This is a genomic window from Sphaerimonospora mesophila (assembly GCF_001417795.1).
Classification (GTDB): domain Bacteria; phylum Actinomycetota; class Actinomycetes; order Streptosporangiales; family Streptosporangiaceae; genus Sphaerimonospora; species Sphaerimonospora mesophila.
On sequence record NZ_BCBX01000045.1, the window covers coordinates 12,069 to 36,617 of the forward strand.

The following is a 24,549-nucleotide window of genomic DNA, read 5'->3' on the forward strand; positions in this document are numbered from 1 at the left end:
CCGGAACGATCACCCCCGGCCTCCGCACGCCGATCCGGATAAAAGACGTCTCAAACCCGAGATTGCGACAAGTCGGTTATTTCTCTTAGAGTGCTGGCAAGGCAAGGCTTACCTAACTAGGTGGTGCCGGCAGAGGGTCGCCTGTCGCGGCCCTTGAAAGCACACCTGAGCAGGGGTTTTGCCGCAACACGGTGCGCAGCTCCACGAACGCCTATCGCGAGCCAGGACGTGAGAGGGCCGCCACCAGCGGAATTCTGAGACCGGAGTACGGATTGAAGCGTCGACTAAGCCTCCGCATCCTCGCTGTGGCGGCCATCCTGACGGGCATCGTGAGCTGCGGCGGCCCGGCTGAGACCGAGCAGAAGAGCACGAGCGGCGGTTCGAGCGCCTTCCCCATGACGATCCAGCACGCGCTGGGAACGACCACCATCCCGGCGAAGCCGGAGCGGGTGGCCACGGTCAACTGGGCCAACCACGAAGCGCCGCTGGCCCTCGGCGTCGTCCCGGTCGGCATGGCCGCCGCGAACTTCGGCGACGACGACGGCGATGGGCTCCTGCCCTGGGTGGACAAGCGCCTGAAGGAGCTCAACGCCCAAAAGCCCGTCCTGTTCGACGAGACCGACGGCATCGACTTCGAGGCCGTCGCCGACACCAAGCCCGACGTGATCCTGGCCGCCTACTCGGGCCTGACCAAGCAGGACTACGACACGCTGAGCGAGATCGCGCCCGTGGTGGCCTACCCGGACGCCGCGTGGGCGACCCCGTGGCGCGAGATCATCCGGATGAACAGCAAGGCCATCGGGCTCGCCGAAGAGGGCGAGAGGCTCATCGCCGACATCGAGGGCGACATCGCCACGGTCGTCGCGAAGTATCCGCAGCTCAAGGGCAAGTCGGCGATGTTCATGACGCACGTCGACCCCAACGACGTGAGCGAGGTGGGCTTCTACACGAAGCATGACACCCGCACGTTGTTCTTCGAGGACCTCGGACTGAAGATCGCGGACAGCATCGCCAAGGCGTCCGAAGGCACGGACAAGTTCGCCCTGACGCGGAGCGCGGAGCAGATCGACCTGTTCGACGACGTCGACATCATCACCGGATACGGCGACGAGAAGGGTGAACTGATCGAGACGCTCAGGAAGGACCCGCTGCTGTCGAAGATCCCCGCCGTCAAGCGCGGCTCGGTGTACCTCCTGCCCGGGAGCACACCCCTGGGCACCGCAGCGAACCCGACGCCCCTGTCCATCTCCTGGGTGCTGGAGGACTACGTCGCAGCGCTCGCCAAGGCAGCGGACAAGGTCAAGTGACGTCGGTCGTCGACGTCGACCACGCGCCGGACGCCGCCCTCGTGCGGCGTCCGGCGCGTGTCCGCGTCCTGTGGCTGCTCGTCACGATCCTGGTCATGGCCGCGCTCATGGTGGCCTCCGTCGCCCTCGGCTCGCGTGACGTCTCCTGGGCCGACGTGTGGGCCGCGCTCGGCGGCGCGGACGACTCCCTCGAACAGGCGGCGGTGACCAAGCGGATACCGCGCACCCTGCTCGCCGTGGTGGTCGGCGCCGCGCTCGGCCTCGCCGGCGCGGTCATGCTGGGGGTGACCCGCAACCCGCTGGCCGACCCGGGAATCCTCGGCGTCAACATGGGCGCTTCGCTCTTCGTCGTCACCGCCGTCGCGTTCTTCGGGCTCACATCTCCGACCGGCTACATCTGGGTCGCGTTGGCGGGGGCCGCCGCCTCGGCCGTGTTCGTGTACATCGTCGGCTCCCTCGGGCGGGGCGGAGCCACCCCGCTCAAGCTCGCGCTCGCCGGCGCGGCCACGTCGGCGGCCTTCGCGTCCCTCGTCAGCGCCGTCGTCCTGCCGCGCAACGACATCGCGGGAAGCTTCCGGCTCTGGCAGATCGGCGGTGTCGGCGGCGCGTCGTACGAGCGCATCGGGCACGTCCTGCCGTTCCTCGCCGTCGGCTTCGTCATATGCCTCCTGTCCGCCCGTGCGCTGAACTCGCTCGCGCTCGGGGACGAGCTCGCGGCCGGGCTCGGCGAGCGTGTCGCCGTCGTCCGGGCCACGGCCGCTCTCGGCGCCATCGTGCTGTGCGGCGCGTCCACGGCCGTCGCCGGGCCGATCGGCTTCGTCGGACTCGTCGTCCCGCACGCGTGCCGTCTGCTCGTCGGCGTGGACCACCGCTGGCTGCTGCCGTTCTCCACCCTGGTCGGCGCGGCGCTGCTCACCGCCGCCGACGTCGTCGGCCGCATGGTGACGCGTCCCTCGGATGTCGAGGTGGGCATCGTGACCGCGTTGATCGGCGCGCCGTTCTTCATCCACATCGTCCGCCGGCAGAAAGTGCGTGACCTGTGAGCGCCCCAGCGGTCACCCGGCCGTCCATCCTGCAGGCCGTCGCGAGCGGACGCCGCCGGCGCTCCGCCCGCCGCCGCCTCGTCATCCTGACGCTGGCGGTGCTCGTCGTGGCCGGGTTCGCGGTGACCCTGATGGCCGGGCAGACCTTCTACCCTCCCCGCGACGTGATCCGCGTCGTCCTCGGCGAGCAGGTCCCGGGGGCGTCGTTCACGGTCGGGCGGCTCCGGCTGCCCCGGGCCGTACTCGCCGTGATCGCGGGACTCAGCTTCGGCATGGCCGGCGTCACCTTCCAGACGATGCTCCGCAACCCGCTGGCCAGCCCCGACATCATCGGAATCAGTTCGGGGGCGAGTGCCGCCGCGGCCATCGCGATCGTGTCGTTCTCCCTCGGCGGGACCCAGGTGTCGATCATCGCCATCGTCGCCGCACTCGCCGTCGCCCTGGTGGTGTACGGCCTGGCGTTCCGGGACGGCGTCGCCGGCACACGGCTCATCCTGATCGGCATCGGGATCTCCGCGATCCTCGACAGCATCACCTCCTATGTCCTGTCCCGGGCCCCGGAATGGGACCTGCAGGAGGCCATGCGCTGGTTGACCGGCAGCCTCAACGGCACGACCTGGGAACAGGTCCTGCCCGCCCTCGCCGCGCTTGTCGTCCTCTCCCCCGTCCTGCTGTCCCGGGCGCGTGACCTGTCGGCGATGCAGCTCGGCGACGACACCGCCTCCGCCCTCGGGGTCCGGGTCGAACGCACCCGCATCACCGTGATCGTCGCAGCCGTCGGCCTGATCGCCTTCGCCACGGCTGCGGCCGGGCCGATCGCGTTCGTGGCGTTCCTGTCCGGCCCCATCGCGGCCCGGATCATCGGGGTGAGCGGCTCCCTGCTCGTGCCCGCCGCCCTCGTCGGCGCGCTCCTGGTCCTCGTCGCCGACTTCGCCGGCCAGTTCGCGTTCGGCACCCGCTATCCGGTCGGCGTCGTCACCGGCGTCCTCGGGGCGCCCTACCTCGTCTATCTGATCGTCCGCAGCCATCGGGCCGGAGGTTCGCTGTGACCACATCCCACTCCCTCGCGGCCGAGCACCTGACGCTCGGCTACGGCGACCGCGTCGTCGTCGAGGCCCTCGACCTGGTCGTACCACCCGGCGAGATCACGGTCATCGTCGGCGCCAACGCCTGCGGGAAGTCGACGCTGCTGCGTTCGCTGTCGCGGCTGCTGGCACCCCGCGGGGGCCGTGTCGTCCTGGACGGCAAGGAGGTGCACCGCATGCCCGCCAAGGAGCTGGCCCGCACTCTCGGGCTGCTGCCTCAGTCGCCGGTCGCACCCGAGGGCATCACCGTGCTCGACCTCGTCGGTCGCGGACGCCATCCGCACCAGGGGATCTTCTCCCGCTGGAACGACAGGGACGACGCAGCGGTGGCGGCGGCCCTGGAGGCCACGCGTACGGCGGATCTCGCCGACCGGCCCGTCGACGAGCTGTCCGGCGGCCAGCGCCAGCGGGTCTGGATCGCCATGGCGCTGGCCCAGCAGACCGATCTGCTGCTGCTCGACGAGCCCACCACCTTCCTCGACGCCAGCCACCAGATCGAGGTCCTCGATCTGCTGACCGACCTGAATCACACCCGTGGCACCACCATCGTGATGGTGCTGCACGACCTCAACCTCGCCGCCCGGTACGCCGACCACCTCATCGCGCTCGCCGATGGCGGGCTGCACGCCTGCGGCACGCCGGCCGAGGTCCTCACCGAGGACAGCGTCCGCACCGTCTTCGGCCTCGACAGCCGCATCATCGAAGACCCCGTGTCCGGCCGCCCGCTGATGCTCCCCATCGGCCGCCACCACATCCGGCCGAGGCCGGCTCCGGCGCCGGGCCGGGTTCAGGACGCGTCTTCAGCGGCCGAGCGGGACGACCGCGTCACCGCTTCGCAGGGCTCATGAGGTCGCGACAGGTGGCGGCAGCGGCCCGGGCACTGGACGCGCATGGGCCCGGGTGACACTCCCTCGATCGGGCGAATGCCCCTATCTTGTCCGGTCATTTCGACATGATGGGGCGATGAACTGGATCGCTCCGCCAATCGACCGTGCCGAGGTGCCGACGGTCGGGGATGAACGCGCCCTCCTTGAGGCCTGGCTCGACCATCACCGGGAGACCCTGCTGCTGAAATGCGCCGGGCTCACCGCCGACCGGCTCAAGCTGCGCGCCGTCGAGCCGTCGAGCATGAGCCTGCTCGGGCTCGTACGCCACATGGCCGAGGTCGAGCGTTCGTGGTTCCGCCGCAGGTTCGCCGGCGAGGCGGTCGACTTCCTCTACTGTGATCCGGAGACCAATCCGGACGGCGACTTCGACGACGTCGACACCGCGGACGCCGAGGCGGACTTCGCCGCCTTCGCCCGGGAGGTCGAGCTGGCCCGGGCGGCGGCGGCCGGGCACTCCCTGGAGGAGACCTTCCGTCACCCGCGCCGGAACGTCGACATGAACCTCCGCTGGGTCTATCTGCACATGATCGAGGAGTACGCCCGCCACAACGGCCACGCCGATCTGCTCCGCGAACGGACCGACGGCGCCACCGGAGCGTGAGGCGACATGGACGCCGAGACGCACCGATCCGAGACGTACCGATCTGAGCCGAACCTGCCCGAGACGACGTACCGGCCCGAACCGGCTCGGCCGGGGATGCGGACACCGGAACCCGAGCTGGACTACTACGTGATCACCGGCGAGGCCGCGGCTCCCGCGGGACCGCCGGCGGGGATCGTGGCCGAGGAGTTCGTGCTCTCCGATGACGGTACGGCCACCGGCCTGAACGGCGCGGCCTGGACCCGGATGGACGGCGCCGCGGGCGGTGCCCCCGACGGCGCGTGGTGGAGCTCGGCCGAGTTCACCCGCGCGATGCGGGCGGATCCGGAGCTGCGCGGCCGAATCGTCGCGGTCTCCCGGCACGAAGCGGAGGCGGCCTACCGACGGCTCGGCGCGGGCGAGCTGCCCGGCGAGGCCACGCTGAGGACCTACTTCCACGACACCCTGCCGTTCGACGGGTCGGCGCCGCTGCGGCTCGGCCCTCCGGACGCGCCCGAGGGATTCCACGACCGGCGGGTCTATCGGATCCTGTTCGCCGGGGACCTGAGTGAGACCGGCCTGGTGAACCTGTCGGCCGGATGGCGGATGCGCGCCGCCGACGACGACGCCCGAGGTCGCGTCGTCGGCACGGCGCACATCACCCTGGCGGGCGACCTGTTCTCCTGGGACCTCCGCCGGGTCGGCGGCATGGCCTGGTCCGTCGACCTGACGGCCTGCCTGGGCGAGCCGTCCCCCCGGACGGGCGGCGTGATCCGACGGCTCCTGCGGGAGCTGACGACGGCGATGCGCCGCGAGGGTCTGATCCCGGTGACGATCGAGCGCTTCTCCTGACCCCGGCGGATTCCGCCACCATCGGAATCGTGACCGGGAAAGCGTTCGCGCTGGTGACAGCGTTATTTGTTAAGAATCTTGACAAATGAGGCCGTCGGTCCCGACCATGGGAGCACGGATCCGTACTCGTCCAGCGGCTCGCTGGTGAACACAACCACCGGCGGCGTCGCCGGTGCGCCCTCACCCCCCACGATCGGCGCCATGGCTCCGATCACTCCTGGTTCAGGAGACCTCCATGCGAAAGCGCACGTCCCGCCTGCTGACGCTGGCAGCATCGCTGCTGCTTGCGGCCACGGGCATCGTCCTCACGCAGGCGCCGGCCAACGCGGCCAACCTGCTCGTGAATCCCGGCTTCGAGACCGGAAACCTCTCGCCCTGGTCCTGCACCGGCGGGCTGGGGTCGGTCGTCGGCTCCCCGGTCCATTCAGGCACGAAGGCACTCGCCGGTGCGGCCAGTGCCTCCGACAACGCACAGTGCACGCAGACCGTTTCGGTGAAGCCGAACACGGCCTACACGCTGAGCGCCTGGGTCCGCGGAAGCTACGTCTACCTCGGTGTGAACGGCGGCGCGTCCACCTGGACCTCGTCGGCCTCGGCCTACACGCAGCTCACCGTGCCGTTCACCACGGGCGCCAACCAGACCACCGCCGTGATCTACCTGCACGGATGGTACGGCCAGGGCACCTACTACGTCGACGACGTCAACTTCGACGGCCCCGGCGGCTCTCCGTCGCCGTCGCCCTCCCCGTCCCCGTCGCCTTCCCCCTCACCCTCGCCTTCGCCGTCCCCCTCGCCCTCCCCATCTCCTTCGCCGTCGCCTTCCCCCTCGCCGTCTCCGTCGCCGTCACCGTCACCCTCTCCGGGGGACGTGACCTGCCCGGTGAAGGGCAAGCCCAGCGGCAAGGTGCTCCAGGGCTACTGGGAGAACTGGGACGGCGCGTCCAACGGCGTACACCCGCCGTTCGGCTGGACCCCGATCACCGACGCCCGCATCCGGCAGCACGGCTACAACGTGATCAATGCGGCGTTCCCGGTCATCCGCTCTGACGGCACCGTCCTGTGGGAGGACGGCATGGACAGCACCGTCAAGGTCGCCACTCCCGCCGAGATGTGCCAGGCCAAGGCCGCCGGCGCGACGATCCTGATGTCCATCGGCGGGGCGACGGCCGGCATCGACCTCAGCTCCAGCACGGTCGCCGACCGGTTCGTCCAGACCATCGTGCCGATCCTGAAGAAGTACAACTTCGACGGCATCGACATCGACATCGAGACCGGCCTCAGCGGCAGCGGCAACATCAACCAGCTGTCCGCCTCCCAGGCCAACCTCATCCGGATCATCGATGGCGTGCTCGCCCAGATGCCGTCGAACTTCGGCCTGACCATGGCCCCCGAGACGGCGTACGTCACGGGCGGCAGCGTCGTCTACGGCTCGATCTGGGGCGCGTACCTGCCGATCATCAAGAAGTACGCCGACAACGGCCGCCTGTGGTGGCTGAACATGCAGTACTACAACGGAAGCATGTACGGCTGCTCGGGCGACTCCTACTCCGCCGGCACGGTTCAGGGTTTCGTCGCCCAGACCACCTGCCTGGACAAGGGCCTGGTCATCCAGGGCACCACGATCAGGGTCCCCTATGACAAGCAGGTGCCCGGTCTGCCCGCGCAGCCCGGAGCCGGCGGCGGCTACATGTCGCCCTCGCTGGTGAGCCAGAGCTGGAACAGCTTCAACGGTCAGCTCAAGGGTCTGATGACCTGGTCCATCAACTGGGACGGGTCGAAGGGCTGGACCTTCGGCGACAACGTCAGGTCCCTTCAGGGCCGCTGACCCGCCCCCAGCCACCCACGAAGGCCGCTCCCCTTTGACCGGGAGCGGCCTTCGCCGTGAGAGACGCCGCCGATATGCCGCCTCGGGTCGCGGTCTTTCCGATCTCGGGAAGGCCTGCCTCAGTCGGCCGCGGCGGCGAGGCGGGCGGCCCGGGTGGTGAGGTAGTCCCGTTCCGGGATGCTCAGCGTGCGGCTCGCCGCCGCGCGATAGTCGTCGACGGCCGCCCGGTGCTCGCCCGCCATCTCCAGCAGGTGCGCCCGGGCCACGTGGAAGCGGTGGTTGCCCGCCAGGCGGCCCTCGGCCTCGAGTGCCTCGAGCATTTCGAGGCCGGTCGCTGGGCCGTGCGCCATCGCGGCGGCCACGGCGCGGTTGAGCGAGACCACGGGGTTGTCCGACATCCGCTCCAGCAGGCCGTACAACGCCAGGATCTGCGGCCAGTCGGTCTCCTCGGCCGTCGCCGCCTCGTCGTGCAGCGCGGCGATCGCGGCCTGGAGCTGATAGGGCCCGACCGCGCCCCTGGCCAGGGTGCGGGTGATGAGCTCCACTCCCTCGGCGATCGCGGCGCCGTCCCATCTGCTCCGGTCCTGCTCGGCCAGCGGGATCGGGACGCCGTTCTGATCGGTCCTGGCGGGGCGGCGTGCATCGGTCAGCAGCATCAATGCGAGCAGGCCGGCCACCTCGCAGTCGTCGGGAAGCAGGCGGTGCGCCATCCTGGTCAGCCTGATCGCCTCCCGGGACAGCTCGACCCGGTGCAGCTCGGGCCCGTCGCTGCTGGCGTACCCCTCATTGAAGATCAGGTACAGCACGTGCAGCACCGAGCCGAGCCTGCCGCGTCGCTCCTCCGCCTCCGGCAGCAGGAACGGGACGCCGGACGCCTTGATGCGCTGCTTGGCCCGGCTGATCCGCTGCGCCATCGTCGCCTCCGGCACCATGAACGCCTTGGCGATCTCCGCGGTGGTGAGACCGCCGACCGACCGCAGGGTGAGCGCGATCGCCGATGCCGGGGTCAGCGCGGGATGGCAGCACAGGAACAGCATGGTCAGCGTGTCGTCCCGGTCCGTCTCGTACGTCTCGTCGGCCGGCGGCGTCGTCGCCCTGCCCTCGATGGGCGCCTGCGCGGCGACGAGATCCTCACGGCGGCGCCGCGCCTGCTCGCTGCGGATCTGTTCGATCATCCGGCGGTTGGCCACCTGGACGAGCCAGCCTCGCGGGTTGCCGGGCACGCCTTCCTCAGGCCACTGGGCGGCGGCGTCCAGCAGCGCCTCCTGCACCGCGTCCTCCGCCATGTCGAAGTCGCCGAACCGCCGGGTGAGCACGCCGACGACCTGCGGCGCCAGCTCGCGCAGCAGGTCGTCGACGGCCGGGCCGCCCAGGGTCACAGCTCCGCTGGCGGGGCCGACATCACCTGGCGCACCTCGATCGGCATGTTCAGCGGCTCGCCGCCCGGGCCGGGCGCGGCCGAGACGTACGCCGCCAGATCGACCGCACGCTCCTGGCTCTCGACGTCGACGATCCAGTAACCGACCAGGAACTCCTTCGTCTCGGGGAACGGACCATCGGTGACGACGGGAGATCCGCCCGCGCCGGACCGGACGATCCTGGCCTGGTCCGGCATGGCCAGCCCCTGCGCGTCGACGAGCTCCCCGGTTTCGACGAGCTTCCTGTCCACGTCGCGCATGAACTCGATGTGGGCCTTGACGTCCTCCGGCGGCCAGGTCCCGATGGGCGGCAGGCCGGTCTGGTCGCTGAACTGCATCAGCAGCATGTACTTCATCAGATCGTCTCCCTGTCTGCGCGGGGCCTCTCCGCGACTTTCACCCATGGGTCGAAGCACGCGGCCCGATTCTCGACATCATCGCGGGAATCGACACGAGAATTCTGGGGGCGACCGCCTGAGGCAGGGGAAGAGCGGCGTCAGGCGGGGGCGGTGTACTTGTGGAGGACCTTCTCCAGTTGCCGGACGACCGGGCCCCAGGTGCTGGGCAGCGTGTAGCGGCTGGCCCGGTGCCCCTGATAGGTGAGCGTGTACTTGATGAAGTCGGCGCCCTGCGGCCGCTTCTCCGAGCAGCCCACGCGCAGGCGCTTCAGCCGGCCGCGCAGCTCGCGCATCTCCCCGCGGGTCAGGCACTTCTTCACGGCGGGCGTCTGGCGGCGGCTGAACCGGGCGCATCCGTTCGTGTAGACAGTCACGCGGTCGTCGATGCCGGCGAAGCCGCCCGTCTCGTGGAGCTGCACGAGCACCTTCTTGTGCCCGTTCGACTGTGCACTCACCTGTTGACCCGCCTGTTGCCCCACCTGGGCACCGGCGGCGGCCGGCAGTGCCGTACCGCTGCTCACGGCCAGGACGAGTGCCGCCGACGGCACGATTCGCGAAATCCTCATGCCTACTGAAACGGATCGGGGCGGTGAACGGCTCACAGCGATCTTCACTCGACGACCGGCCGGGGGAGTGTCCGGATCACGACATGGCCAGCCGCACCACGTCGGCGACGGCCCCGGCGGCGCAGGTTCCCACCACGACGTCGGCCGCCGCCAGGACGTCCGGGTGGCCGTCGCCGACCGCCGCCCCCAGCCCGGCGGAGGTGATCATATCGATGTCGTTGGGGTTGTCGCCGACGGCCGCGATCCGCTCCAGCGGCACGCCCCGGGCGGCGGCCAGCTCGCGCAGCGCGGCGCCCTTGGTCGCCCCCTCGGGCAGCACCTCCAGGTAGGTCACCTCGGATTTGACCGCCACGGTGCCCGGGATTTCGAGGCGCGGCAGCCGATCGCCGATCAGCATGCATTTGGTGATCTCATCGGCGGGAAGCGCCGTCCACGCGCCCGGATCCCGCAGCGTGATCCCGTCTCGGCGGGCGTAGGCCCGCAGCTCTGGCACGTCATGCCGGGCCAGGGCCTCGCCCGCGGAGAACGCGACCGGATAGACGCCCTCCGGAAGGTCGTCGAACAGGTCGAGCAGCACCTTCCACGCGGTCACCGGCAGGTGGCGTGAGCGCAGCACCTCCCCGGTGGCGAGGTCGACCGTCCTGGCGCCGTTGTAGAGGATCGCGGCCCCGCTCAGCCCCAGCTCGTCGTAGTAGGGGCGGGCCGACGCCTCCATCCGCCCGGTCGCGATGATCACCTCGCCGCCGGCCGCGCGGAATCGGCCGAGTGCCTCCCGGCCCGACGGCACCATGGCGAGGTCGCGTCCGACGAGTGTGCCGTCCAGGTCGGTGACGATCCAGCGGATCACGAGGCCCCCCGGCCCGGGGCGTCCCCTGCCGGCATCCCTGCCGTCTCCCCTGTCGACGCCCCCGTCGGCTTCCCTGTCGGCTTCCCTGTCGCGACGGCCGCCGAGATCGCCGGGAAGACCTCGGCCAGCACCGATCCGGCCAGGTCGAAACCGCCGACGCAGGCGAGATAGGCGCCGGGAGTAAGGACGCTGCCCGACAGCGGGATGAAGACGCCTCCGGCCCGCTCGACCAGGAGCGACCCGGCCGCCACGTCCCAGGCGTTGACGTGCGTGCCGAACGCGACGTCGGACCAGCCGGCGGCGATGTGCGCCAGCTTCAGCGCCGCGCTTCCCGGCCGGCGGGTGGTGGCGAAGGCGTACTGCATCCTGGCGAACCGCCGGAGCGCGGTCTCCTCCCCGTCGGCGGCCAGATCGCGCGGGGTCGGATAGCTCGCGAGCAGTACGGCCTCGCGGTCCGTGCGCGCGCCGGTGCTGCGGATCGGCTCACCGTTGCAGGTGGCTCCCGCCAGGGAGGCGGTGAACTCGTCGTCGCGCACGGGGTCGTAGACGACTCCCGCGACGACCCTGCCGTCCACCACGGCCCCGATGGAGGTGCAGAAGAAGGGCAGCCCTGCGGCGAAGTTGGCGGTGCCGTCGATGGGGTCGACATACCAGCTGATGTCCCCCTGCCCCCGGGTCCCCTTCTCCTCGCCGACGACGACGCTGTCCGGGCACAGGCGGGCGATGACCTCCCGGATGCGCTCCTCGGCCGCCTTGTCGTGCTCGGTCACCGGGTCGTGGAAGTCGCGCTTGGTCTGCACGGCCGGCCGGGAACGGAAGGCGCCGCGTAGCCGGTCGCCGACCGCCCGCGCCGCCTCGACCGCGATCGCGGCCAGCTCACGCGAGGTGTTCAGATCCATGTCTCCTCCAGCAGGTGCAGCAGACCGCGCGGATCCTCGACGGTCGCCTGCGGGTTCTGCCGCACCCGGTACGGGATCTCCTCGGTGCTCCGGGAGATCATCAAAACGGTGGCGGCCACGCCGGCGCGGGCGCCGCAGACCACATCTCGGTCGTAGTTGTCGCCCACATACCAGACCTGCCCCGGATCGACGCCGAGCGCCCGGCAGGCGATCCAGATCATCTCGGGGTTGGGCTTGCGCACACCGACCTCGTCGCTGTAGACCTGCACGGCCATCTGGCGGTCGAGGCCGGTGGCGGCCAGGAAATCGCGGTGGACGATGCCGCACAGGGCGTTGCTGACGACGCCCGGCCTGATCCCGCGCGCCCAGCACGCGGTCAGCAGCTCCACCATCCCGGGCCTGACCTTGCGGCCGCTGCGCAGCTCGCCCATCCGCCGGCACAGCGGGGTCGCCTCCGCCGTGACCAGTGCCCTGGCCTGGTCGGGCCAGTCGGCCGCGACGTAGTCGGCCCAGAACCCGCGATGGGTCATCTCCGCCGGGGCGAACTGCCGGGAGGTGGAGTCCTTCCAATATTTGTCGGCCCGTGCGCCCGCGCGGATGTCGCTCTCGATGTCCTCCGTTCCCAGGCCCTCGAAACCCGCCCGGAGGAGGAGGCCGTGCACCTCCGCGGCGAGCTCGGCCACCCACGACGGGCGCCTCGTGGTCTCCACGACGACCCCGCCGAAATCCAGCAGCAGGGCCTCGGGCCGGATCACGCCCGGACCTCCGCCCCGTCCAGGGAGAAGATCCGTATGCCGTCCGCGTCGAACAGGTGCATCTGCTCGGTCCAGCAGTCCAGCACGTCGCCGGGGGCGGCGTCGACCGGGGTGTAGGACACCGCGTACAGCTCGGTGTCCAGCACGCGCAGCCGTACGGTCCAGGACGATCCGGCCGGCAGCACCGCCTCCACGACGGCCTCCTCACGCCATCCGGCACCGGACGGCGGCGTGCCGAGGCGCAGCGCCTCGGGCCGGACGCCGACGGCGGCGGGAGCGCACGGGCCCACCCGCGACTCGGCGAAGCGCGTCAGCGACGCGGCCAGCCCGGTGGAGGCCCGCCCGCCGCCCGGGGGGACGACGTCGATGATCGCCATCGGGGGGCTGCCGACGAACTCCGCCACGAACCGGTTGGCCGGCCGGGCGTACATCTCCATCGGCGCGGCCAGTTGCTGCAGCTCGCCCTCGTTCATGACCGCGATGTCGGTGGCCATGGTGAGCGCCTCGAGCTGGTCGTGGGTGACGAAGACGATCGTCGCGCCGGACTCCTCGTGGATGCGCTTGAGCTCGGCGCGCATCTCCAGCCTCAGCCGGGCGTCGAGGTTGGACAGCGGCTCGTCGAGCAGCAGCACCGAGGGGTTGATCGCCAGCATTCTGGCCAGCGCGACGCGCTGCTGCTGGCCGCCCGACAGCTGGGAGGGATAGCGGTCCATGGCCGCGTCGACGTGCACCATCCGCAGCGCCGCCTCGGCCTTGGCCCGCCGCTCGGGGGCGGGCACCTTGCGCATGCGCAGACCGAACTCGACGTTCTCGCGTACGGACAGGTGCGGCCAGAGCGCGTAGTTCTGGAAGACCAGCCCCATCCCGCGTTTCTCGGGCGGGACGTAGAGACCGCGCTCGACGGAGTCGAGGATCCGGTCGTCCACGGCGATGGTCCCGGAGGTCGGCTGCTCCAGCCCGGCGATCATCCGCAGCGTGGTGGTCTTGCCGCAGCCCGACGGGCCGAGCAGACACATGAACGCTCCGTCGGGAACGGTGAGATCCAGGTTCTTCACGGCGTAGTCGCCCCCGCCATAGCTTTTGGCGACTCCGCTCAGGGTGATGTTCGGCATCTATCCTCCTATGCCGGACGCCAGGCTGCTCTTGGTCAGGCGCTGGGTGAGGTAGGTCATGGTGAAGGAGACCAGCGCGATCACGAGCACGACCGCATTGGCGAGCTGGGTGTATCCGTAGTCGACGAGGCCGATCGAGAGGGTCGTGAGCAGCTGGGTTCCGGTCGTGGTCAGCATGATCACGATGCTGAGCTCCTTGAGCCCCGAGATGAACGGCAGCACCACCCCGGTGACGAGGGCGCCCTTCTGGATCGGGAAGATGATCCGCCGCATCCGCTGCCACCACGAGGCGCCGGCGATCTGCGCCGCCTCCTCGGGCTCGACGCCGAGCTGCGTCATCGCCGCTATCCCCGAGCGCGAGCTGTACGGCAGATGCGTCACCGCCATCACCAGGATCAGCAGGAAGGTCGTGCCGTACAACGCGGGGATGGGGCCCCGGGCGACGGCGAACAGCGACAGCGAGGCGGCGGCGAAGGCGATGCCGGGGACGAGATAAGGCAGGAAGGAGACCTGGCGGAGGAAGGCCGCGACCTTGGGCGCCGTACCCCGGACCACCACGTATCCGACCAGCAGCCCGACGACCGCGCAGATCAGCGAGGCCAGACCGACGACCCGCAGCGAGTTCCAGGCCGCCTCCCACATCTCGGCGCCGCGGAACACCCCGTGCGGGAAACCGACGGCCCCGGGCAGCCGTTCGGCGAACCAGTAGTCGAGGGTGAAGGTCTTCAGGTCCATCGGCGTACGGGTGACCGTGGACAGCAGCAGCGTGAGTATGGGGACAAGCACGCTCACCCCGAAGGCCAGCAGGCCGAGCGCGAACGCGGGCCAGCGCCAGCGGCGCAGGTCGCCGAGCCGGTCCATCGCCCCCTTGCCGCCGACCGTGACGAAGCGGCGGTGCTCCCGCATCAGCCGCATGTCGGTGAAGACGATCAGCACTCCGATGATCACGATGACGGTGGCGAGCACGGAGGCCACACCGGTGCTGCGGTCGCGGATGGACTGGAACAGCCCGGTGGACAGCACCCGGTAGTCGGCCGGCAGACCCAGCACGTACGGCGTGCCGAACGTGCCGAGCACCCGGCCGACCACCAGCAGCACCGCCGACGACAGCGCCGGAAGCATCAGCGGCACCACGATCCGCCGCACGACGGTCCGCCGTGGCGCGCCGAGGATGCGTGCCGAGTCCTCCAGTTGCACGTCGATGCGGCGCAGCGCGTTGCCGACCAGGAGCAGCACGAACGGGTAGTAGTGCAGCCCGAGCGTGATGATGATCGGCATGGCGCCGTAGGCGAGCCAGTCGGGGGTGCGGATGCCCTGCGCCTGGAGGAACCCGACCTGGCCGCCGGCTCGCTCGTTCTTGAACAGCGAGAGCCAGGCCAGCGAGAAGGTCCACGACGGCAGCATGTAGGGGACCACGAGCGCGCCCGCCAGCCACTTGCGGCCGGGCACGTTGGTCCTGGTCACCAGCCAGGCCATGCCGCCACCGATGACCAGTGCGAACAGCGTGGTGCCCACGGCGATCACCAACGTGTTGAGCAGCGGCTCCCAGAACAGCAGACCGCTGATCTGGGAGCGGAGCACCCGCCACAGGTAGTAGCCGGTCCACTCTCCCGCCTGCTGCCCGGCGTGCACGTCGTCGCCGTACTGCACGCGGAAGGCGTCGGACAGCACCGCGACCAGCGGCGCCACCACGAGGTAGGCGAGCAGGACGACGAGGATCAGCCCGAGCGCCGCGGTCGGCTCGTGGCGCAGCACACGCAGCCGGTAGACCAGCCTGCGCAGCCGCGGCGGGGGTGGGGGTGGGGAAGGCGGTGTCTCCGCCTTGGTCGCAACGGCCATGTCCACTTCCTTAGGGGGTCGGTCGGCCGGGTTCGGTCGGGGGATCTCCAGGGGCGACGACGGAGGTCAGTGGCTGCGCTTGAGCATCGCGTCGGCGAGGGCGTCGGCGGCCTCCCCCAGCCGACGGCCCACCGCGTCGAGCCGGGACAGCAGCTCACGCCTGCGCAGCGTGTCCATCTCCAGCGGACCGGCGAACAACTCGGTGAGCCTGGTCTGGTAGAGCTGACGGATCCGGCTGCAGGCCTTGCGCGTGGCCAGCACGGCGACGGTGACAGAGCCGGGATCGTCGAGCATCTTCAGCACCGCGTTCTCGAGCTCGTCGAGTCCGTCGATCACGGCCTCCAGCGGTTCGACCGCGAAGTCGAGGTCCTCCGGCCCGAACAGATCGGTCTCGCGCACGTAGTCGCGCAGGTGGTCGAGCACGTCGTCGATGGAGCGGGAGAGCCGGAAGAGGTCCTCGCGGTCGACGGGGGTGGCGAGCATGCGACGCAGGGCACGTACGAGCTCGGCCCGCGCCGCGTCGCCCTCGTGCTCCACCTCGGCCATCCGGGCGCGGGCCGCCGACCGGTCGATCACGCCGGCCGCGGTCGATCGCGCCAGCACGGCCCCCGCCCGCGCGACGGTCACCTGACCGCGGACCAGGCCGACCACCCGCCATCCCGACCGGCCGCGCAGCTCGTCCCAGGCTCGCATCAGCCCCCGGGGTCGGCGGCCTCTGCCGCCGCCCTTCCGGCCGCCGCCCGGCTCTCCTCCGGTGCGGCCGCCCCTGCCGCCGCTCACAGCAGCCTCACCGCGAGGCCCGCCAGGCAGCCCAGCGCCATCGACGACGGCAGCGTGACCAGCCATGCCGTACCCACGTTCAGCACCCCCTGCCACCTCACTCTCTTGACTCCTTCGCTCGCCGCGACGCCGACGACGCCCGCCGTGATCGACTGCGTCATGCTCACCGGACTGCCCAGGGCCGAGCTGCCCAGGACCGCGCAGGTCGCCGCGGTCTCGGCCGAGACGATGTGCAGCGGCCGGGTGATCACCAAGCCGCGGCCCAGCCGCTCCCCGACACGGGTGAGGCTGGTCAACGACCCGACGAGGAAGAGCACGGCGAGCACGGCCACCCAGCCGGGCGAGACCTCGACCCGGCCCACCGCGCCGAGCCCGCCCGCCCGGCCGGCCACATCGAGCGCCACGCTCACCACCGCGATCATCTTCTGTCCGTCGTTCGCGGCGTAGGCGACGCACTGGGCCGTGTACGCCACCAGGTGGGCGGCGGACATCAGCCGGGACATCCGCCGATGGGACGGCACCCGCCGCGACAGCGCCCCGAGCAGATAGCCCAGGAACAGGCCGACCAGCGGCGCGCAGACCCCGATCGCCAGCACCGTGCCCAACCGCCGCCACGACACCGGCAGCCCGGCGCCGAGACCCGCACCGGCGATGCCGCCGATCACCGCGAGCGTCAGGCTGGTCGGCAGCCCCCTGCGGGTCAGGACGGCGATCACCACGACCGCGACCACCACTCCCGCCAGGAACGTCGCCGTGCCGCCGGGGGTGTCGAGCTCCGCCAGCCCCTCGGTGAAGGTCCGCGCGACCGCGACCCCCAGCACGTACGGCACGGCCAGGAGCGCGACCAGCAGGATCGCGGTGATCAGCCATCCCGGCGAGCGGGGAAACCGCAGCCCGAGCCCGATCAGGGTGGCGCCGTCGTTGGCCCCGCTGATCAGCACGAAGAGGATCGCCATCACGGCGAACGCCGCCGCCCACCCCATCAGACGGGAGTCGGGAGGAGGGCGAAGCGAAACGGACCTGTTCGACCGAGATCCGGCGACAGATCCGGCAACAGACCCGGCAAGCACAAAGGCATGAAGGCTCCTCGTCCGGAGGCCTCCAGTTCTAAGTGTTCGGTAGGGAAAGAGTCAAGACTTTGTCCTGACATTCGGACGAACTATCATCCTCAAGATCAAAAGGCACGCCGCCAGAGTGACGACCGGAACGTTGTGGGACCACCGGGAGGCGTGGGAGCCGTACGTCACGACCCCGCCCGATCGTCGCAGGCCGGCGAGTGCGCGGACGAAGGAGCGCAGGTAAGAATGTCTTGACAAATTATCTACCGGACGTTCATCGTTGAGCTCATGGCGCTCGATCGGGGTTCGGGGAAGGCGCCTACACCCCCTAGAAGCAAGAGGAGTGACGCCACGTGAGGCGTACCCGAAAGATCCTTCCCATCGCACTGCTGGCGGCCGCCGTCGCGTCGTGCGCGCCCTCCACGTCCATGGACACCTCCGCCGCGTCATCGGCGACCCAGGCCCTGCCCGGCCCCTCGATCGACTCGAGCTTCGATCTCAACGCACTGGTCGAGGCCGCCAAGAAGGAGGGCAGCGTGCTGGTCTACGACTCCAGCGGCGACATCGAAGAGGTGGCCAAGGCGTTCACCGCGAAGTACGGAATCACCATGGAGGGGGTGAAGTCGGACTCTCCACAGACGGCCGAGAAGATGATCAGAGAGCACGCCGCCGACAACGTCACGATCGACGCGACGATGTACGAGGACGGCGGAGTGCTCGTGGGCCAGCTGATCCCGCGGGGCGTGGTGCAGACCTGGGTGCCGGCCGACCTGAAGGACCAGATCCCGGCCGAGAACCAGAACCCGCTGCTCGCGCTCTCCAAGGCGACGGTCTTCGCCTACAACACCCGGCTGTCCCCCGACGGCTGTCCCGTGAAGAACGTGTGGGACCTGACCGAACCGGAGTGGGCCGGAAAGCTGGTCATGCAGGATCCGCTCGGCAAGCCGACCGTGCTGTCGTTCTTCACCCAGCTCGTCACACACGGCGGCCAGGCGCTCGAGCAGGCGTACCAGGAGAAGTACGGCGAGCCGCTGAAGACCGAGGAGGAGAGCGCGGCCTACGAGTGGATCAAGCGGATCGCGAAGAACAAACCTGTGCTGACCGGCTCGGATGAGGACATCTCGGGGGCGGTGGGCGCGCCGAGCGCCACCGAAAAGAAGATCGCCTTCATGTCGTTCTCGAAGTTCCGCAACAACGAGGACAAGGGATACCACCAGTCGACGTGTGAGGGCCTGGTGCCGTTCGTCGGCTTCAGCTACCCCAAGTACGTCGCGATCGCCAGCAAGAGCAGGCATCCCAACGCGGCCAAGCTGTACGTGCACTTCATCATGACCGAGGAGGGCGTCAAGCACGAGATCGGCGAGGGCGGTGTCTCCGGGAACAGCACGGTCAAGCCGATCGTCACCCCGCCCGGCCTGCCCGACTGGCAGGGGCAGCTCTTCCACACCGACCCCAAGGGGCTCGTCCAGGACCTGCACAACCGGCAGGGGATATCGGACTTCTGGCGTATCAACCACGGCTGATCCGAGCCGTGGGCGGCTCAGTCGGTGGGCGGCTCAGTCGGTGGGCAGCAGCGTGCCGAGCGGCCCGAGGTCGAGGTTCAGGTCGCTGAGCGACAGCCCGAAGCGGTCGCACAGCTCGGTCATCGCCTCCTCCAGGCGCATCAGCGTCAGGCCCAGCGTCTCGACCTGCTCGTCGGAAAGATCGCCCTGGTCCATCCGCCTGATGCACTGGCGCTCGACGAGCTGGCGGATCAGCTCCACCAGCGTGAGCACGAGGCGGCTCAGGTCGCGTTCGACCGCCTCCGGGTCGGTGTTGAGCCGCCACTGGGTCGCCGGCCGCCCGCCGTCACACCGGTCCCGGCTCCGGTCGTCATCGGTACGGCTCATGCTCTCGCTCCTCATATCCCAGTTCAGGACCGACGACATCGGCCTCCCGTACGGACGCGATGAGCGCGCGCAGAGAGATCCGGACGAGATCGATGTCCGCGATGGACAGCACCAGATCCCCGGCGACCACGACGCCACCCGCCAGCAGCCGGTCGAGGAGGTCGACGAGCGCCACGCGCTCGGCCGGCAGGCGTCCCTCGGCCGCCAGTGCCGCCCCCCTGCCGCTTTCGACGGTCATGGCGATGCCTCCGGGGGAACATCCCCGTGTGTCTCGGCGGGCAGCTCGGTGAAGGAGTAGGGCGCCCAGGGGCCGTTGATCTCCACGTCGATCCCCTCCTCGCGGAACGAGGCGGGCACCGCGGCGAACTCCTCCTCTCGGCCCGCGTCCACGAGGTAGGCGCCGTTCAGCACCATCCAGTCGGTCCTGCCGGACAGCCGCGGGTCCTGGGGGCGATGCCGGCGTGCGGCCACCGCCACGGTCTCCAGGGCGGCGTGCAGCCGCTCAGCGCGTTCCGCCGCCGCCCGCCACAGGTCCTGCCGGCTGCGCAGCGATGCCTTGCGCCGCCGGAGATAGGCCGTGCCCGGGCTGTCCGCCGCCGCACCCGCCGCGCCTGCGGCGGATCCGCCGGTCGGCCCGCCGCCTGGTCCGGGCGCCGCCGCGTCCGGCTGCACGTACGCCTTGACACCCCACTCCCGCCGGCCCGCGACCCGCGCCAGCACGGCGGCGAAGTCGGCGTGCCTGCGGTCGAGCAGGCCGCGGACCTGCTCCTCGCCGCTGTAGACGGTGACCAGCCGCACCGGCGCGGTCGGTACGGCCTCCGCGAGGGTCTCCACCACGTGGTGATGGGCCCGGGCCACCCCCTCGACCCAGTCCAGGTCCTCCAGGTGGCGGCGCAGCGGCTCCTCCCCGAACCGGTCCAGCGGCACCCGGCTGACGTGCGCGAGCAGTCCTCGGTGCCCGATCACCTGGACGGGCGCGCCGAGGATGCCGGTAAGTCCTTCCCGCCGGCCGTCCTCTCCCAGGTCGCCGGTCACCGCGTACAGGTACACGCCCTGGCCACCGTGATCGTCCCGCTCACCCACCGTGCCGCTCCGTCCCGCGTCGCCGACGCTCGCCCGTGATCTCCGGTCCCGCGCCTTCCCGACCCGCGTCCCCCTGAGCCCTCTCCTCCAGGGCCGTGTCTTCAACAACCGTGTCTTCAGGAGCCGTGTCTTCAAGAGCCGTGTCTTCAAGAACCGTGTCCTCCGGAGCCGTACGTCTCGGCAGGGAGGCGTGCTGCTCGGCGGCGGCGAGACGGTCGCGCAGCCGCCGGTTCTCCTCCAGCAGCTCACGGTTCTTCCCGGTCAGCCAGGGATCGTGCTCCCACCAGTCGATGCCGAGCTCACGCGCCGTGTCCACCGACGCGATCACCAGCCGCAGCTTGATCGTCAGCAGCTCGATGTCCAGCAGGTTCACCCGGATGTCCCCGGCGATCACGATGCCCCGGTCGAGCACCCGCTCCAGGATGTCGCCCAGGTTGGCCGACTCCCTGGCGGCGGGGGCGGCCGGCACGTACGAATCCCGCAGGACCGGGCGAGCACGCGGATCGGTCATCGCGGCAGGCCCTCGACGCAGTCTCCGGTGCCCCGCCGATAGCGCCGCACCCGTCGGTAGGCCAGCAGGTTCCCCTCGTCGTCCATCTCCGCCTCGTAGACCGCGAGGATGTCGCCGGACGACGGGATCCGATGGTCCTCGACCACCTCCACACCGACCACCCAGCCGTTCTCGAGCGGCTCCACCAGCGTGACGCCCTCCGGGACTTTCGCGGTCAGGTCGGCTATGTAGCGCGCGCCGGCCCGTCCCGCCGTCGCCGCGTTGAGTGGGCGCTGCCGGGCACGGGACTGTTCGACCCGCTCGTCGCCCTCCTCCGCCTCGGACACGGCGGTGCGCCCGTACGGCCCGGCCTGGTATTCGTAGCGCGATCGTCGGCTGGGAGGCATCGCATCATCACCCTCTCCGCGGGCCGCTCATCAGCCGGAGCACCTCTTCCACGGCCTGTGCCTCCTCCTCTTCGGAGATCTCTCCCGCGCGCCTGGCCTCCTCGATCGCCTCCAGGCGCCGCCGGACCGCCGCCGGGTCGCGCAGTTCGCGCTCGGCCTGTTCCTGGATCAGCTCGCCGAGCCGGATCACCGCGTGGACGGGGGCGAGCGGCCAGCCGAACAGCACGCCGAACAGTCCCATCTGTCCTCCTCCTTCACGCGCTCGGGTCGTCCTCCCTGCCGCATCCGGTGCCGTCTCACCCGTGCCATGTGCCGTCTCATCCGGTGGTGACGAAGTCGTACAACGCCATCGGGCCGAGCAGGCGGAACTCGACGTGGTCCGCCCACTCGCGGCACAGTTCGTCCAGCGTGTGCTCGAAGTCGGGGATGCGGTCGGCCTCGACGAGAAACGCGACGTGGGCGGCGTCCCGCTCGTGTGTCGGCTCCCGGACGTTGGCGGCCGCCGTGCACGAGGCGAAGTGATCGATCAGCCGTCGGGTGTCGGCCTCGCGTTTGGCCTCGATCGCCTGGGTGATCACCTCGCCGAGCCTGATCCGTTCTGGGCGGGTGGCGTCCTCCGGCAGGTCGCGGATCCGGTCACGCAGCCGTCTGGCCTCGGGGATCTCGGCCAGCACCGCCGTCAGGATCGGGCGTTCCGCGTAACGGGCCTTCACGACGTACTGCACGCGGCCCTCGATCTGCTTCAGGGCGGTGGCGAACTGGTCGTGATGCGGGGTGAGCAGTTCCTCGACGACCGCGTCCGGCGTGGTCAGCACGGCGCCGAACCGAAGCGGCAGCACGGGCACCTCGACGGCGGCGGCGTCCAGCAGCTCTTCGTGTGCCACGAGATCCCGCGCCCGCCCCAGGGGACGGCTCACGTCGACGTCGCTGATCAGCGCGGCGATCTCGCCATGCCGTACGATCTTGACCTGGTTGGGCGGGTCGCCGACGCCGACGGCGTCCGGGCTGGTCTCGACGTCGGCGGGCACGATGCCGTAGACGTAGCACGCGATGTCGCGCGGGGCGGCCCCGCCCCGGTCGGCGGTCCTGTCGGCGGCCTTGTGGGCGGTCTTGTCGGCTGCCCGGCCGTCCGCTCTTGCGGTGGTTCCCGATGCGGCGGCTCGGGACGCGGCCCGCGGCGTGGCCTGCGACGACGCCCGGGCGCCGCCGGACATCCCGGTGTGGCCCGGCATCTCAGCTCCCCTCCCGTCGACGGCGCGGGCGGGACGCCGGTTCGTTCTGCTCCGCATATCCGGAGACGAAGTCCTGCAGTTTCTCCCCGGCCGCCTCCAGCACGCCCTTGGCCACGCCCTTCGACTTGCCCTGCGCCACACCCTCGGTCATGCCGCTCAGGAATTCCGGCAGCGTGTCCTGGGTCTTGGAGAGATCCAGCCGATTCACGGCCTCGGCGAACCGGAGGTAGGTGTCCACGCTCGCGATGACGATGCGCGCGTCGATGGTCAAGATCTCGATGCCGACGAGTGACACCCGGACGTAGGCGTCGATGACGAGGCCCTTGTCCAGGATCGTGTCGATGACGTCTGCCAGGCCGGATCCGGATGAGCGACCGGGTAGGCCGCCGCCTCCGGACGGAACGGCTACGGTCATGCGTTCCTCCCCTTCGATGTGCGTGTCTCCGCCATGGGCGGCCGGCGGCGCCGTACGGGCCGCTCCATGGGTTCACGACCTCGGCGGGCTCTCTCGAACGGGACGGAGGCGTACTGTCCTGCCTCGCGCTCGCCCGCCGCCTCCTCCGCCTCGGTCTCGGTCTCGGGTTCCACCTCGGCCTCGTACTCCGCCTCCGCCTCGGGTCCGGGCTCGCCGGGGAACCCGTGCTCCTCCTCTTCGCGCAGGGCGGCCTCCTGGTCCTTGACGACTCGGCTGTCGCGGATCTCGCCCCGCCAGCCCTCGACCTCCTCGGGGTGCAGCAGGGTCTGGGTCATGACATGCCGCCGGAAGTGCTTGAACTCCAGTCGGGCCCGGCGGCCCTGGGCGCGCCACAGATTCCCCATGCCCTCGAACAGCCCCTGGGGGTGATATTCCAGAACCAGCAGGACACGGGTCAGCCGAGGCGCGAGCTCGTGGAAGGTCACCGCGCCGTCCACGTACCCCTTCGCCCCCTTGGAACGCCAGATGATGTGGCTGTCGGGGACCTGCTCGACGATCGTGGACTCCCAGGTGCGGTGCGACCACCAGATCTGGGCCTTCCAGGCCAGCTTCTCGTCGGACTTCTGCTCGACCGACTCGACCTTCTTCATGAAGGACGGAAAGTCCTCGAAGCGTGTCCACTGGTTGTAGACCACCGGCAGCGGGGCCCCGATGTCGAGCGTCTCGACGATGTTCGTGACCTTCAGCTTCTTGCCCTTGCCGCCCTTGCCCTTCTTACCTCCGCCGAAGATGCCCTTGATCTTCTCCTTGGCGTACGCTCCGAGCGCCGCACGGATGGGATGGCTGCCGCCGTCGCCGCCATCACCGGTGAGCGCCTGGGCCATCGAGGCGAGCAGCCCCGTTCCGCGCCCCGTCACCGCGCCGAACAGGCCCGACTCGCCGTGCTCGACGTAGTCGGTCAGCCGACCGGCCATACCGTCGACCTTGTCGGTGATCGACGAGAGCGCCCGCTCCGCCACCGCCGTCGCCAGGTTCTGCACCTCCCGGCCGAGCCTGCGGGTCGGCATCTCGGGGACCGCCGTCTGCCCGGCTCCCGTCTTCGGTGTCCCCGTCTTTCCGGCTCCCGTCTTCCGCACCCCCGTCGCCAGGGTGGTCGTCTTCCTCAACTGCTCGGTCATCGGGCCTCACCTCCGCCGGAAGACCGGCCGCGACGGGCGCTGGACGCGCGGCCTGGGCCGTTCCTCGGCTGCGATCTCCTCGGGCTCCTCCTCTTCGTACGGCTCCTCCTCGAAGCCCTCCTCTTCCGCGTAGCCCTCTTCTGCCTCGGGCTCCGCGGTCTCCGGAGCGGGCCGCCCCGTGGGGACCTTGGGATGGCGGAGGGCCTCGGCGCGCTCGTGCAGCTTGTCGCTCAGCGCGTCGATCTGCTTGCTGGTCGCGGCCACCACGGCCGCCTTGCCGATGTCCAGCAGGTCGCCGCGCACCCGTTCAGTGATCTTTCCCAGCTCGGGAGATGCGCCGCCGAGGACCTTGACGCCCTGTTGCAGGAGGCCGCCCGCCGTCCCCTCCCCACGCAGCCGGTTCGCCAGAATGATCAGCGCCAGCACGGCCACCAGGCCCAGCTTGCGGCGCCGCCCAAGGTAGTAGCCGGCGAGGACGGCCAGGGCCACCTTCAGTCCGTCTTTCATGATCGCCCCTCCTCGTGGCATCGCCGAGGGCCTGCCGTACGGTGATCCCGGACAAACCGGATGCATGCCCTAGAAGGGGGACTAGAAACGCAAATCT

Annotated in this window: 28 protein-coding genes; 8 read left to right on the forward strand and 20 right to left on the reverse strand. The window is 70.4% G+C overall.

Annotated features, from left to right (window positions below):
* Positions 1 to 305: 305 nt before the first annotated feature.
* The 7 genes from AP234_RS26005 (at position 306) to AP234_RS26035 (ending at position 7,579) form a co-directional block, all read left to right on the forward strand.
* On the forward strand, positions 306 to 1,307 hold the full coding sequence (locus tag AP234_RS26005; protein WP_235558382.1) for an iron-siderophore ABC transporter substrate-binding protein: 1,002 nt from the start codon (positions 306 to 308) through the stop codon (positions 1,305 to 1,307).
* The gene (locus AP234_RS26010; protein ID WP_055482370.1) at positions 1,304 to 2,350 is read left to right on the forward strand and encodes a FecCD family ABC transporter permease; all 1,047 of its coding nucleotides are present in this window, start codon (positions 1,304 to 1,306) and stop codon (positions 2,348 to 2,350) included. The genes AP234_RS26005 and AP234_RS26010 overlap by 4 nt, the downstream gene beginning before the upstream one ends.
* A complete protein-coding gene (locus AP234_RS26015; RefSeq protein WP_055482371.1) occupies positions 2,347 to 3,399 on the forward strand; it encodes an iron chelate uptake ABC transporter family permease subunit in 1,053 nt (350 codons plus the stop codon). Before AP234_RS26010 ends, AP234_RS26015 begins: the two co-directional genes overlap by 4 nt.
* Positions 3,396 to 4,283 carry an ABC transporter ATP-binding protein gene (locus AP234_RS26020; protein WP_055482372.1) on the forward strand — a complete coding sequence of 296 codons (888 nt, stop codon included), beginning with the start codon at positions 3,396 to 3,398 and terminating at the stop codon, positions 4,281 to 4,283. The genes AP234_RS26015 and AP234_RS26020 overlap by 4 nt, the downstream gene beginning before the upstream one ends.
* Positions 4,284 to 4,398: 115 nt before the next feature.
* On the forward strand, positions 4,399 to 4,923 hold the full coding sequence (locus tag AP234_RS26025; protein ID WP_055482373.1) for a DinB family protein: 525 nt from the start codon (positions 4,399 to 4,401) through the stop codon (positions 4,921 to 4,923).
* A 6-nt stretch (positions 4,924 to 4,929) separates the two neighbouring features.
* Complete coding sequence (locus AP234_RS26030) at positions 4,930 to 5,754, forward strand: hypothetical protein (RefSeq protein ID WP_055482374.1); 825 nt, start codon at positions 4,930 to 4,932, stop codon at positions 5,752 to 5,754.
* A gap of 235 nt (positions 5,755 to 5,989) precedes the next feature.
* The gene (locus tag AP234_RS26035; RefSeq protein ID WP_055482375.1) at positions 5,990 to 7,579 is read left to right on the forward strand and encodes a carbohydrate binding domain-containing protein; all 1,590 of its coding nucleotides are present in this window, start codon (positions 5,990 to 5,992) and stop codon (positions 7,577 to 7,579) included.
* Between the two features lie 119 nt (positions 7,580 to 7,698).
* Here the strand turns inward: AP234_RS26035 and AP234_RS26040 are convergent, their stop codons facing one another.
* From AP234_RS26040 to AP234_RS26085, 10 genes are all read right to left on the reverse strand, one after another.
* The gene (locus AP234_RS26040; RefSeq protein WP_083502447.1) at positions 7,699 to 8,958 is read right to left on the reverse strand and encodes an RNA polymerase sigma factor; all 1,260 of its coding nucleotides are present in this window, start codon (positions 8,956 to 8,958) and stop codon (positions 7,699 to 7,701) included.
* On the reverse strand, positions 8,955 to 9,353 hold the full coding sequence (locus AP234_RS26045) for a YciI family protein (RefSeq protein ID WP_055482376.1): 399 nt from the start codon (positions 9,351 to 9,353) through the stop codon (positions 8,955 to 8,957). Before AP234_RS26045 ends, AP234_RS26040 begins: the two co-directional genes overlap by 4 nt.
* Before the next feature lie 140 nt (positions 9,354 to 9,493).
* Positions 9,494 to 9,961 (reverse strand): hypothetical protein, encoded by a 468-nt coding sequence (locus AP234_RS26050; protein ID WP_152990621.1) that lies wholly within the window; start codon positions 9,959 to 9,961, stop codon positions 9,494 to 9,496.
* A 76-nt stretch (positions 9,962 to 10,037) separates the two neighbouring features.
* Positions 10,038 to 10,808, reverse strand: coding sequence for an HAD family hydrolase (locus AP234_RS26055; RefSeq protein WP_055482378.1), 771 nt, complete (start codon positions 10,806 to 10,808; stop codon positions 10,038 to 10,040).
* Complete coding sequence (locus tag AP234_RS26060) at positions 10,805 to 11,707, reverse strand: inositol monophosphatase family protein (protein ID WP_083502448.1); 903 nt, start codon at positions 11,705 to 11,707, stop codon at positions 10,805 to 10,807. Before AP234_RS26060 ends, AP234_RS26055 begins: the two co-directional genes overlap by 4 nt.
* Positions 11,698 to 12,462, reverse strand: coding sequence for an HAD family hydrolase (locus AP234_RS26065; RefSeq protein ID WP_055482379.1), 765 nt, complete (start codon positions 12,460 to 12,462; stop codon positions 11,698 to 11,700). Before AP234_RS26065 ends, AP234_RS26060 begins: the two co-directional genes overlap by 10 nt.
* Positions 12,459 to 13,574, reverse strand: coding sequence for an ABC transporter ATP-binding protein (locus tag AP234_RS26070; RefSeq protein WP_055482380.1), 1,116 nt, complete (start codon positions 13,572 to 13,574; stop codon positions 12,459 to 12,461). The genes AP234_RS26065 and AP234_RS26070 overlap by 4 nt, the downstream gene beginning before the upstream one ends.
* Positions 13,575 to 15,413, reverse strand: coding sequence for an ABC transporter permease (locus AP234_RS26075; protein WP_055482381.1), 1,839 nt, complete (start codon positions 15,411 to 15,413; stop codon positions 13,575 to 13,577).
* Between the two features lie 66 nt (positions 15,414 to 15,479).
* Positions 15,480 to 16,193 carry a DUF47 family protein gene (locus tag AP234_RS26080; protein ID WP_200926723.1) on the reverse strand — a complete coding sequence of 238 codons (714 nt, stop codon included), beginning with the start codon at positions 16,191 to 16,193 and terminating at the stop codon, positions 15,480 to 15,482.
* A complete protein-coding gene (locus AP234_RS26085; RefSeq protein WP_055482383.1) occupies positions 16,190 to 17,176 on the reverse strand; it encodes an inorganic phosphate transporter in 987 nt (328 codons plus the stop codon). Before AP234_RS26085 ends, AP234_RS26080 begins: the two co-directional genes overlap by 4 nt.
* Before the next feature lie 428 nt (positions 17,177 to 17,604).
* Between AP234_RS26085 and AP234_RS26090 the strand changes: the two genes are divergently transcribed.
* Positions 17,605 to 18,774, forward strand: coding sequence for an ABC transporter substrate-binding protein (locus AP234_RS26090; protein ID WP_055482384.1), 1,170 nt, complete (start codon positions 17,605 to 17,607; stop codon positions 18,772 to 18,774).
* A 33-nt stretch (positions 18,775 to 18,807) separates the two neighbouring features.
* On the opposite strand, the gene AP234_RS26095 is transcribed toward AP234_RS26090, so the two are convergent.
* The 10 genes from AP234_RS26095 to AP234_RS26140 all read right to left on the reverse strand — a co-directional run bounded on the left by AP234_RS26095 (position 18,808) and on the right by AP234_RS26140 (position 24,452).
* Positions 18,808 to 19,140, reverse strand: coding sequence for a gas vesicle protein K (locus AP234_RS26095; protein WP_055482385.1), 333 nt, complete (start codon positions 19,138 to 19,140; stop codon positions 18,808 to 18,810).
* Positions 19,124 to 19,378 (reverse strand): gas vesicle protein, encoded by a 255-nt coding sequence (locus AP234_RS26100; protein ID WP_055482386.1) that lies wholly within the window; start codon positions 19,376 to 19,378, stop codon positions 19,124 to 19,126. The genes AP234_RS26095 and AP234_RS26100 overlap by 17 nt, the downstream gene beginning before the upstream one ends.
* Entirely contained in the window at positions 19,375 to 20,223 is an 849-nt protein-coding gene (locus AP234_RS26105) for a GvpL/GvpF family gas vesicle protein (protein WP_055482387.1), read from the reverse strand. The genes AP234_RS26100 and AP234_RS26105 overlap by 4 nt, the downstream gene beginning before the upstream one ends.
* Complete coding sequence (gene gvpJ / locus AP234_RS38860) at positions 20,216 to 20,734, reverse strand: gas vesicle protein GvpJ (protein WP_083502450.1); 519 nt, start codon at positions 20,732 to 20,734, stop codon at positions 20,216 to 20,218. The genes AP234_RS26105 and gvpJ (AP234_RS38860) overlap by 8 nt, the downstream gene beginning before the upstream one ends.
* Positions 20,731 to 21,120 carry a gas vesicle protein GvpO gene (gene gvpO / locus AP234_RS26115; protein WP_083502451.1) on the reverse strand — a complete coding sequence of 130 codons (390 nt, stop codon included), beginning with the start codon at positions 21,118 to 21,120 and terminating at the stop codon, positions 20,731 to 20,733. Before gvpO ends, gvpJ (AP234_RS38860) begins: the two co-directional genes overlap by 4 nt.
* 7 nt (positions 21,121 to 21,127) lie before the next feature.
* Complete coding sequence (locus AP234_RS26120) at positions 21,128 to 21,361, reverse strand: gas vesicle protein GvpG (protein ID WP_055482388.1); 234 nt, start codon at positions 21,359 to 21,361, stop codon at positions 21,128 to 21,130.
* Positions 21,362 to 21,437: 76 nt separating this feature from the next.
* Positions 21,438 to 22,352 (reverse strand): GvpL/GvpF family gas vesicle protein, encoded by a 915-nt coding sequence (locus AP234_RS26125; protein WP_235558383.1) that lies wholly within the window; start codon positions 22,350 to 22,352, stop codon positions 21,438 to 21,440.
* Between the two features lies 1 nt (position 22,353).
* Positions 22,354 to 22,767 (reverse strand): gas vesicle protein GvpJ, encoded by a 414-nt coding sequence (gene gvpJ, locus AP234_RS26130; protein WP_055482389.1) that lies wholly within the window; start codon positions 22,765 to 22,767, stop codon positions 22,354 to 22,356.
* Entirely contained in the window at positions 22,764 to 23,945 is a 1,182-nt protein-coding gene (locus AP234_RS26135; protein WP_055482390.1) for an SRPBCC family protein, read from the reverse strand. Before AP234_RS26135 ends, gvpJ (AP234_RS26130) begins: the two co-directional genes overlap by 4 nt.
* 6 nt (positions 23,946 to 23,951) lie before the next feature.
* Positions 23,952 to 24,452 (reverse strand): hypothetical protein, encoded by a 501-nt coding sequence (locus tag AP234_RS26140; RefSeq protein WP_055482391.1) that lies wholly within the window; start codon positions 24,450 to 24,452, stop codon positions 23,952 to 23,954.
* Between the last annotated feature and the right edge of the window lie 97 nt (positions 24,453 to 24,549).

What these genes read in the sequence shown, in the direction of transcription:
- AP234_RS26060 (WP_083502448.1), bottom strand. Translation starts at nt 11,707, where the DNA reads ATGGATCTGAACACCTCGCGTGAGCTGGCCGCGATCGCGGTCGAGGCG.
- AP234_RS26125 (WP_235558383.1), bottom strand. Translation starts at nt 22,352, where the DNA reads ATGCCGGGCCACACCGGGATGTCCGGCGGCGCCCGGGCGTCGTCGCAG.
- AP234_RS26075 (WP_055482381.1), bottom strand. Translation starts at nt 15,413, where the DNA reads ATGGCCGTTGCGACCAAGGCGGAGACACCGCCTTCCCCACCCCCACCC.
- AP234_RS26045 (WP_055482376.1), bottom strand. Translation starts at nt 9,353, where the DNA reads ATGAAGTACATGCTGCTGATGCAGTTCAGCGACCAGACCGGCCTGCCG.
- AP234_RS26035 (WP_055482375.1), top strand. Translation starts at nt 5,990, where the DNA reads ATGCGAAAGCGCACGTCCCGCCTGCTGACGCTGGCAGCATCGCTGCTG.
- AP234_RS26140 (WP_055482391.1), bottom strand. Translation starts at nt 24,452, where the DNA reads ATGAAAGACGGACTGAAGGTGGCCCTGGCCGTCCTCGCCGGCTACTAC.
- gvpJ (WP_055482389.1), bottom strand. Translation starts at nt 22,767, where the DNA reads ATGACCGTAGCCGTTCCGTCCGGAGGCGGCGGCCTACCCGGTCGCTCA.
- AP234_RS26100 (WP_055482386.1), bottom strand. Translation starts at nt 19,378, where the DNA reads ATGACCGTCGAAAGCGGCAGGGGGGCGGCACTGGCGGCCGAGGGACGC.
- AP234_RS26095 (WP_055482385.1), bottom strand. Translation starts at nt 19,140, where the DNA reads ATGAGCCGTACCGATGACGACCGGAGCCGGGACCGGTGTGACGGCGGG.
- AP234_RS26050 (WP_152990621.1), bottom strand. Translation starts at nt 9,961, where the DNA reads ATGAGGATTTCGCGAATCGTGCCGTCGGCGGCACTCGTCCTGGCCGTG.
- gvpJ (WP_083502450.1), bottom strand. Translation starts at nt 20,734, where the DNA reads ATGACCGATCCGCGTGCTCGCCCGGTCCTGCGGGATTCGTACGTGCCG.
- AP234_RS26030 (WP_055482374.1), top strand. Translation starts at nt 4,930, where the DNA reads ATGGACGCCGAGACGCACCGATCCGAGACGTACCGATCTGAGCCGAAC.
- AP234_RS26135 (WP_055482390.1), bottom strand. Translation starts at nt 23,945, where the DNA reads ATGACCGAGCAGTTGAGGAAGACGACCACCCTGGCGACGGGGGTGCGG.
- AP234_RS26070 (WP_055482380.1), bottom strand. Translation starts at nt 13,574, where the DNA reads ATGCCGAACATCACCCTGAGCGGAGTCGCCAAAAGCTATGGCGGGGGC.
- AP234_RS26025 (WP_055482373.1), top strand. Translation starts at nt 4,399, where the DNA reads ATGAACTGGATCGCTCCGCCAATCGACCGTGCCGAGGTGCCGACGGTC.
- gvpO (WP_083502451.1), bottom strand. Translation starts at nt 21,120, where the DNA reads ATGCCTCCCAGCCGACGATCGCGCTACGAATACCAGGCCGGGCCGTAC.
- AP234_RS26085 (WP_055482383.1), bottom strand. Translation starts at nt 17,176, where the DNA reads ATGGGGTGGGCGGCGGCGTTCGCCGTGATGGCGATCCTCTTCGTGCTG.
- AP234_RS26120 (WP_055482388.1), bottom strand. Translation starts at nt 21,361, where the DNA reads ATGGGACTGTTCGGCGTGCTGTTCGGCTGGCCGCTCGCCCCCGTCCAC.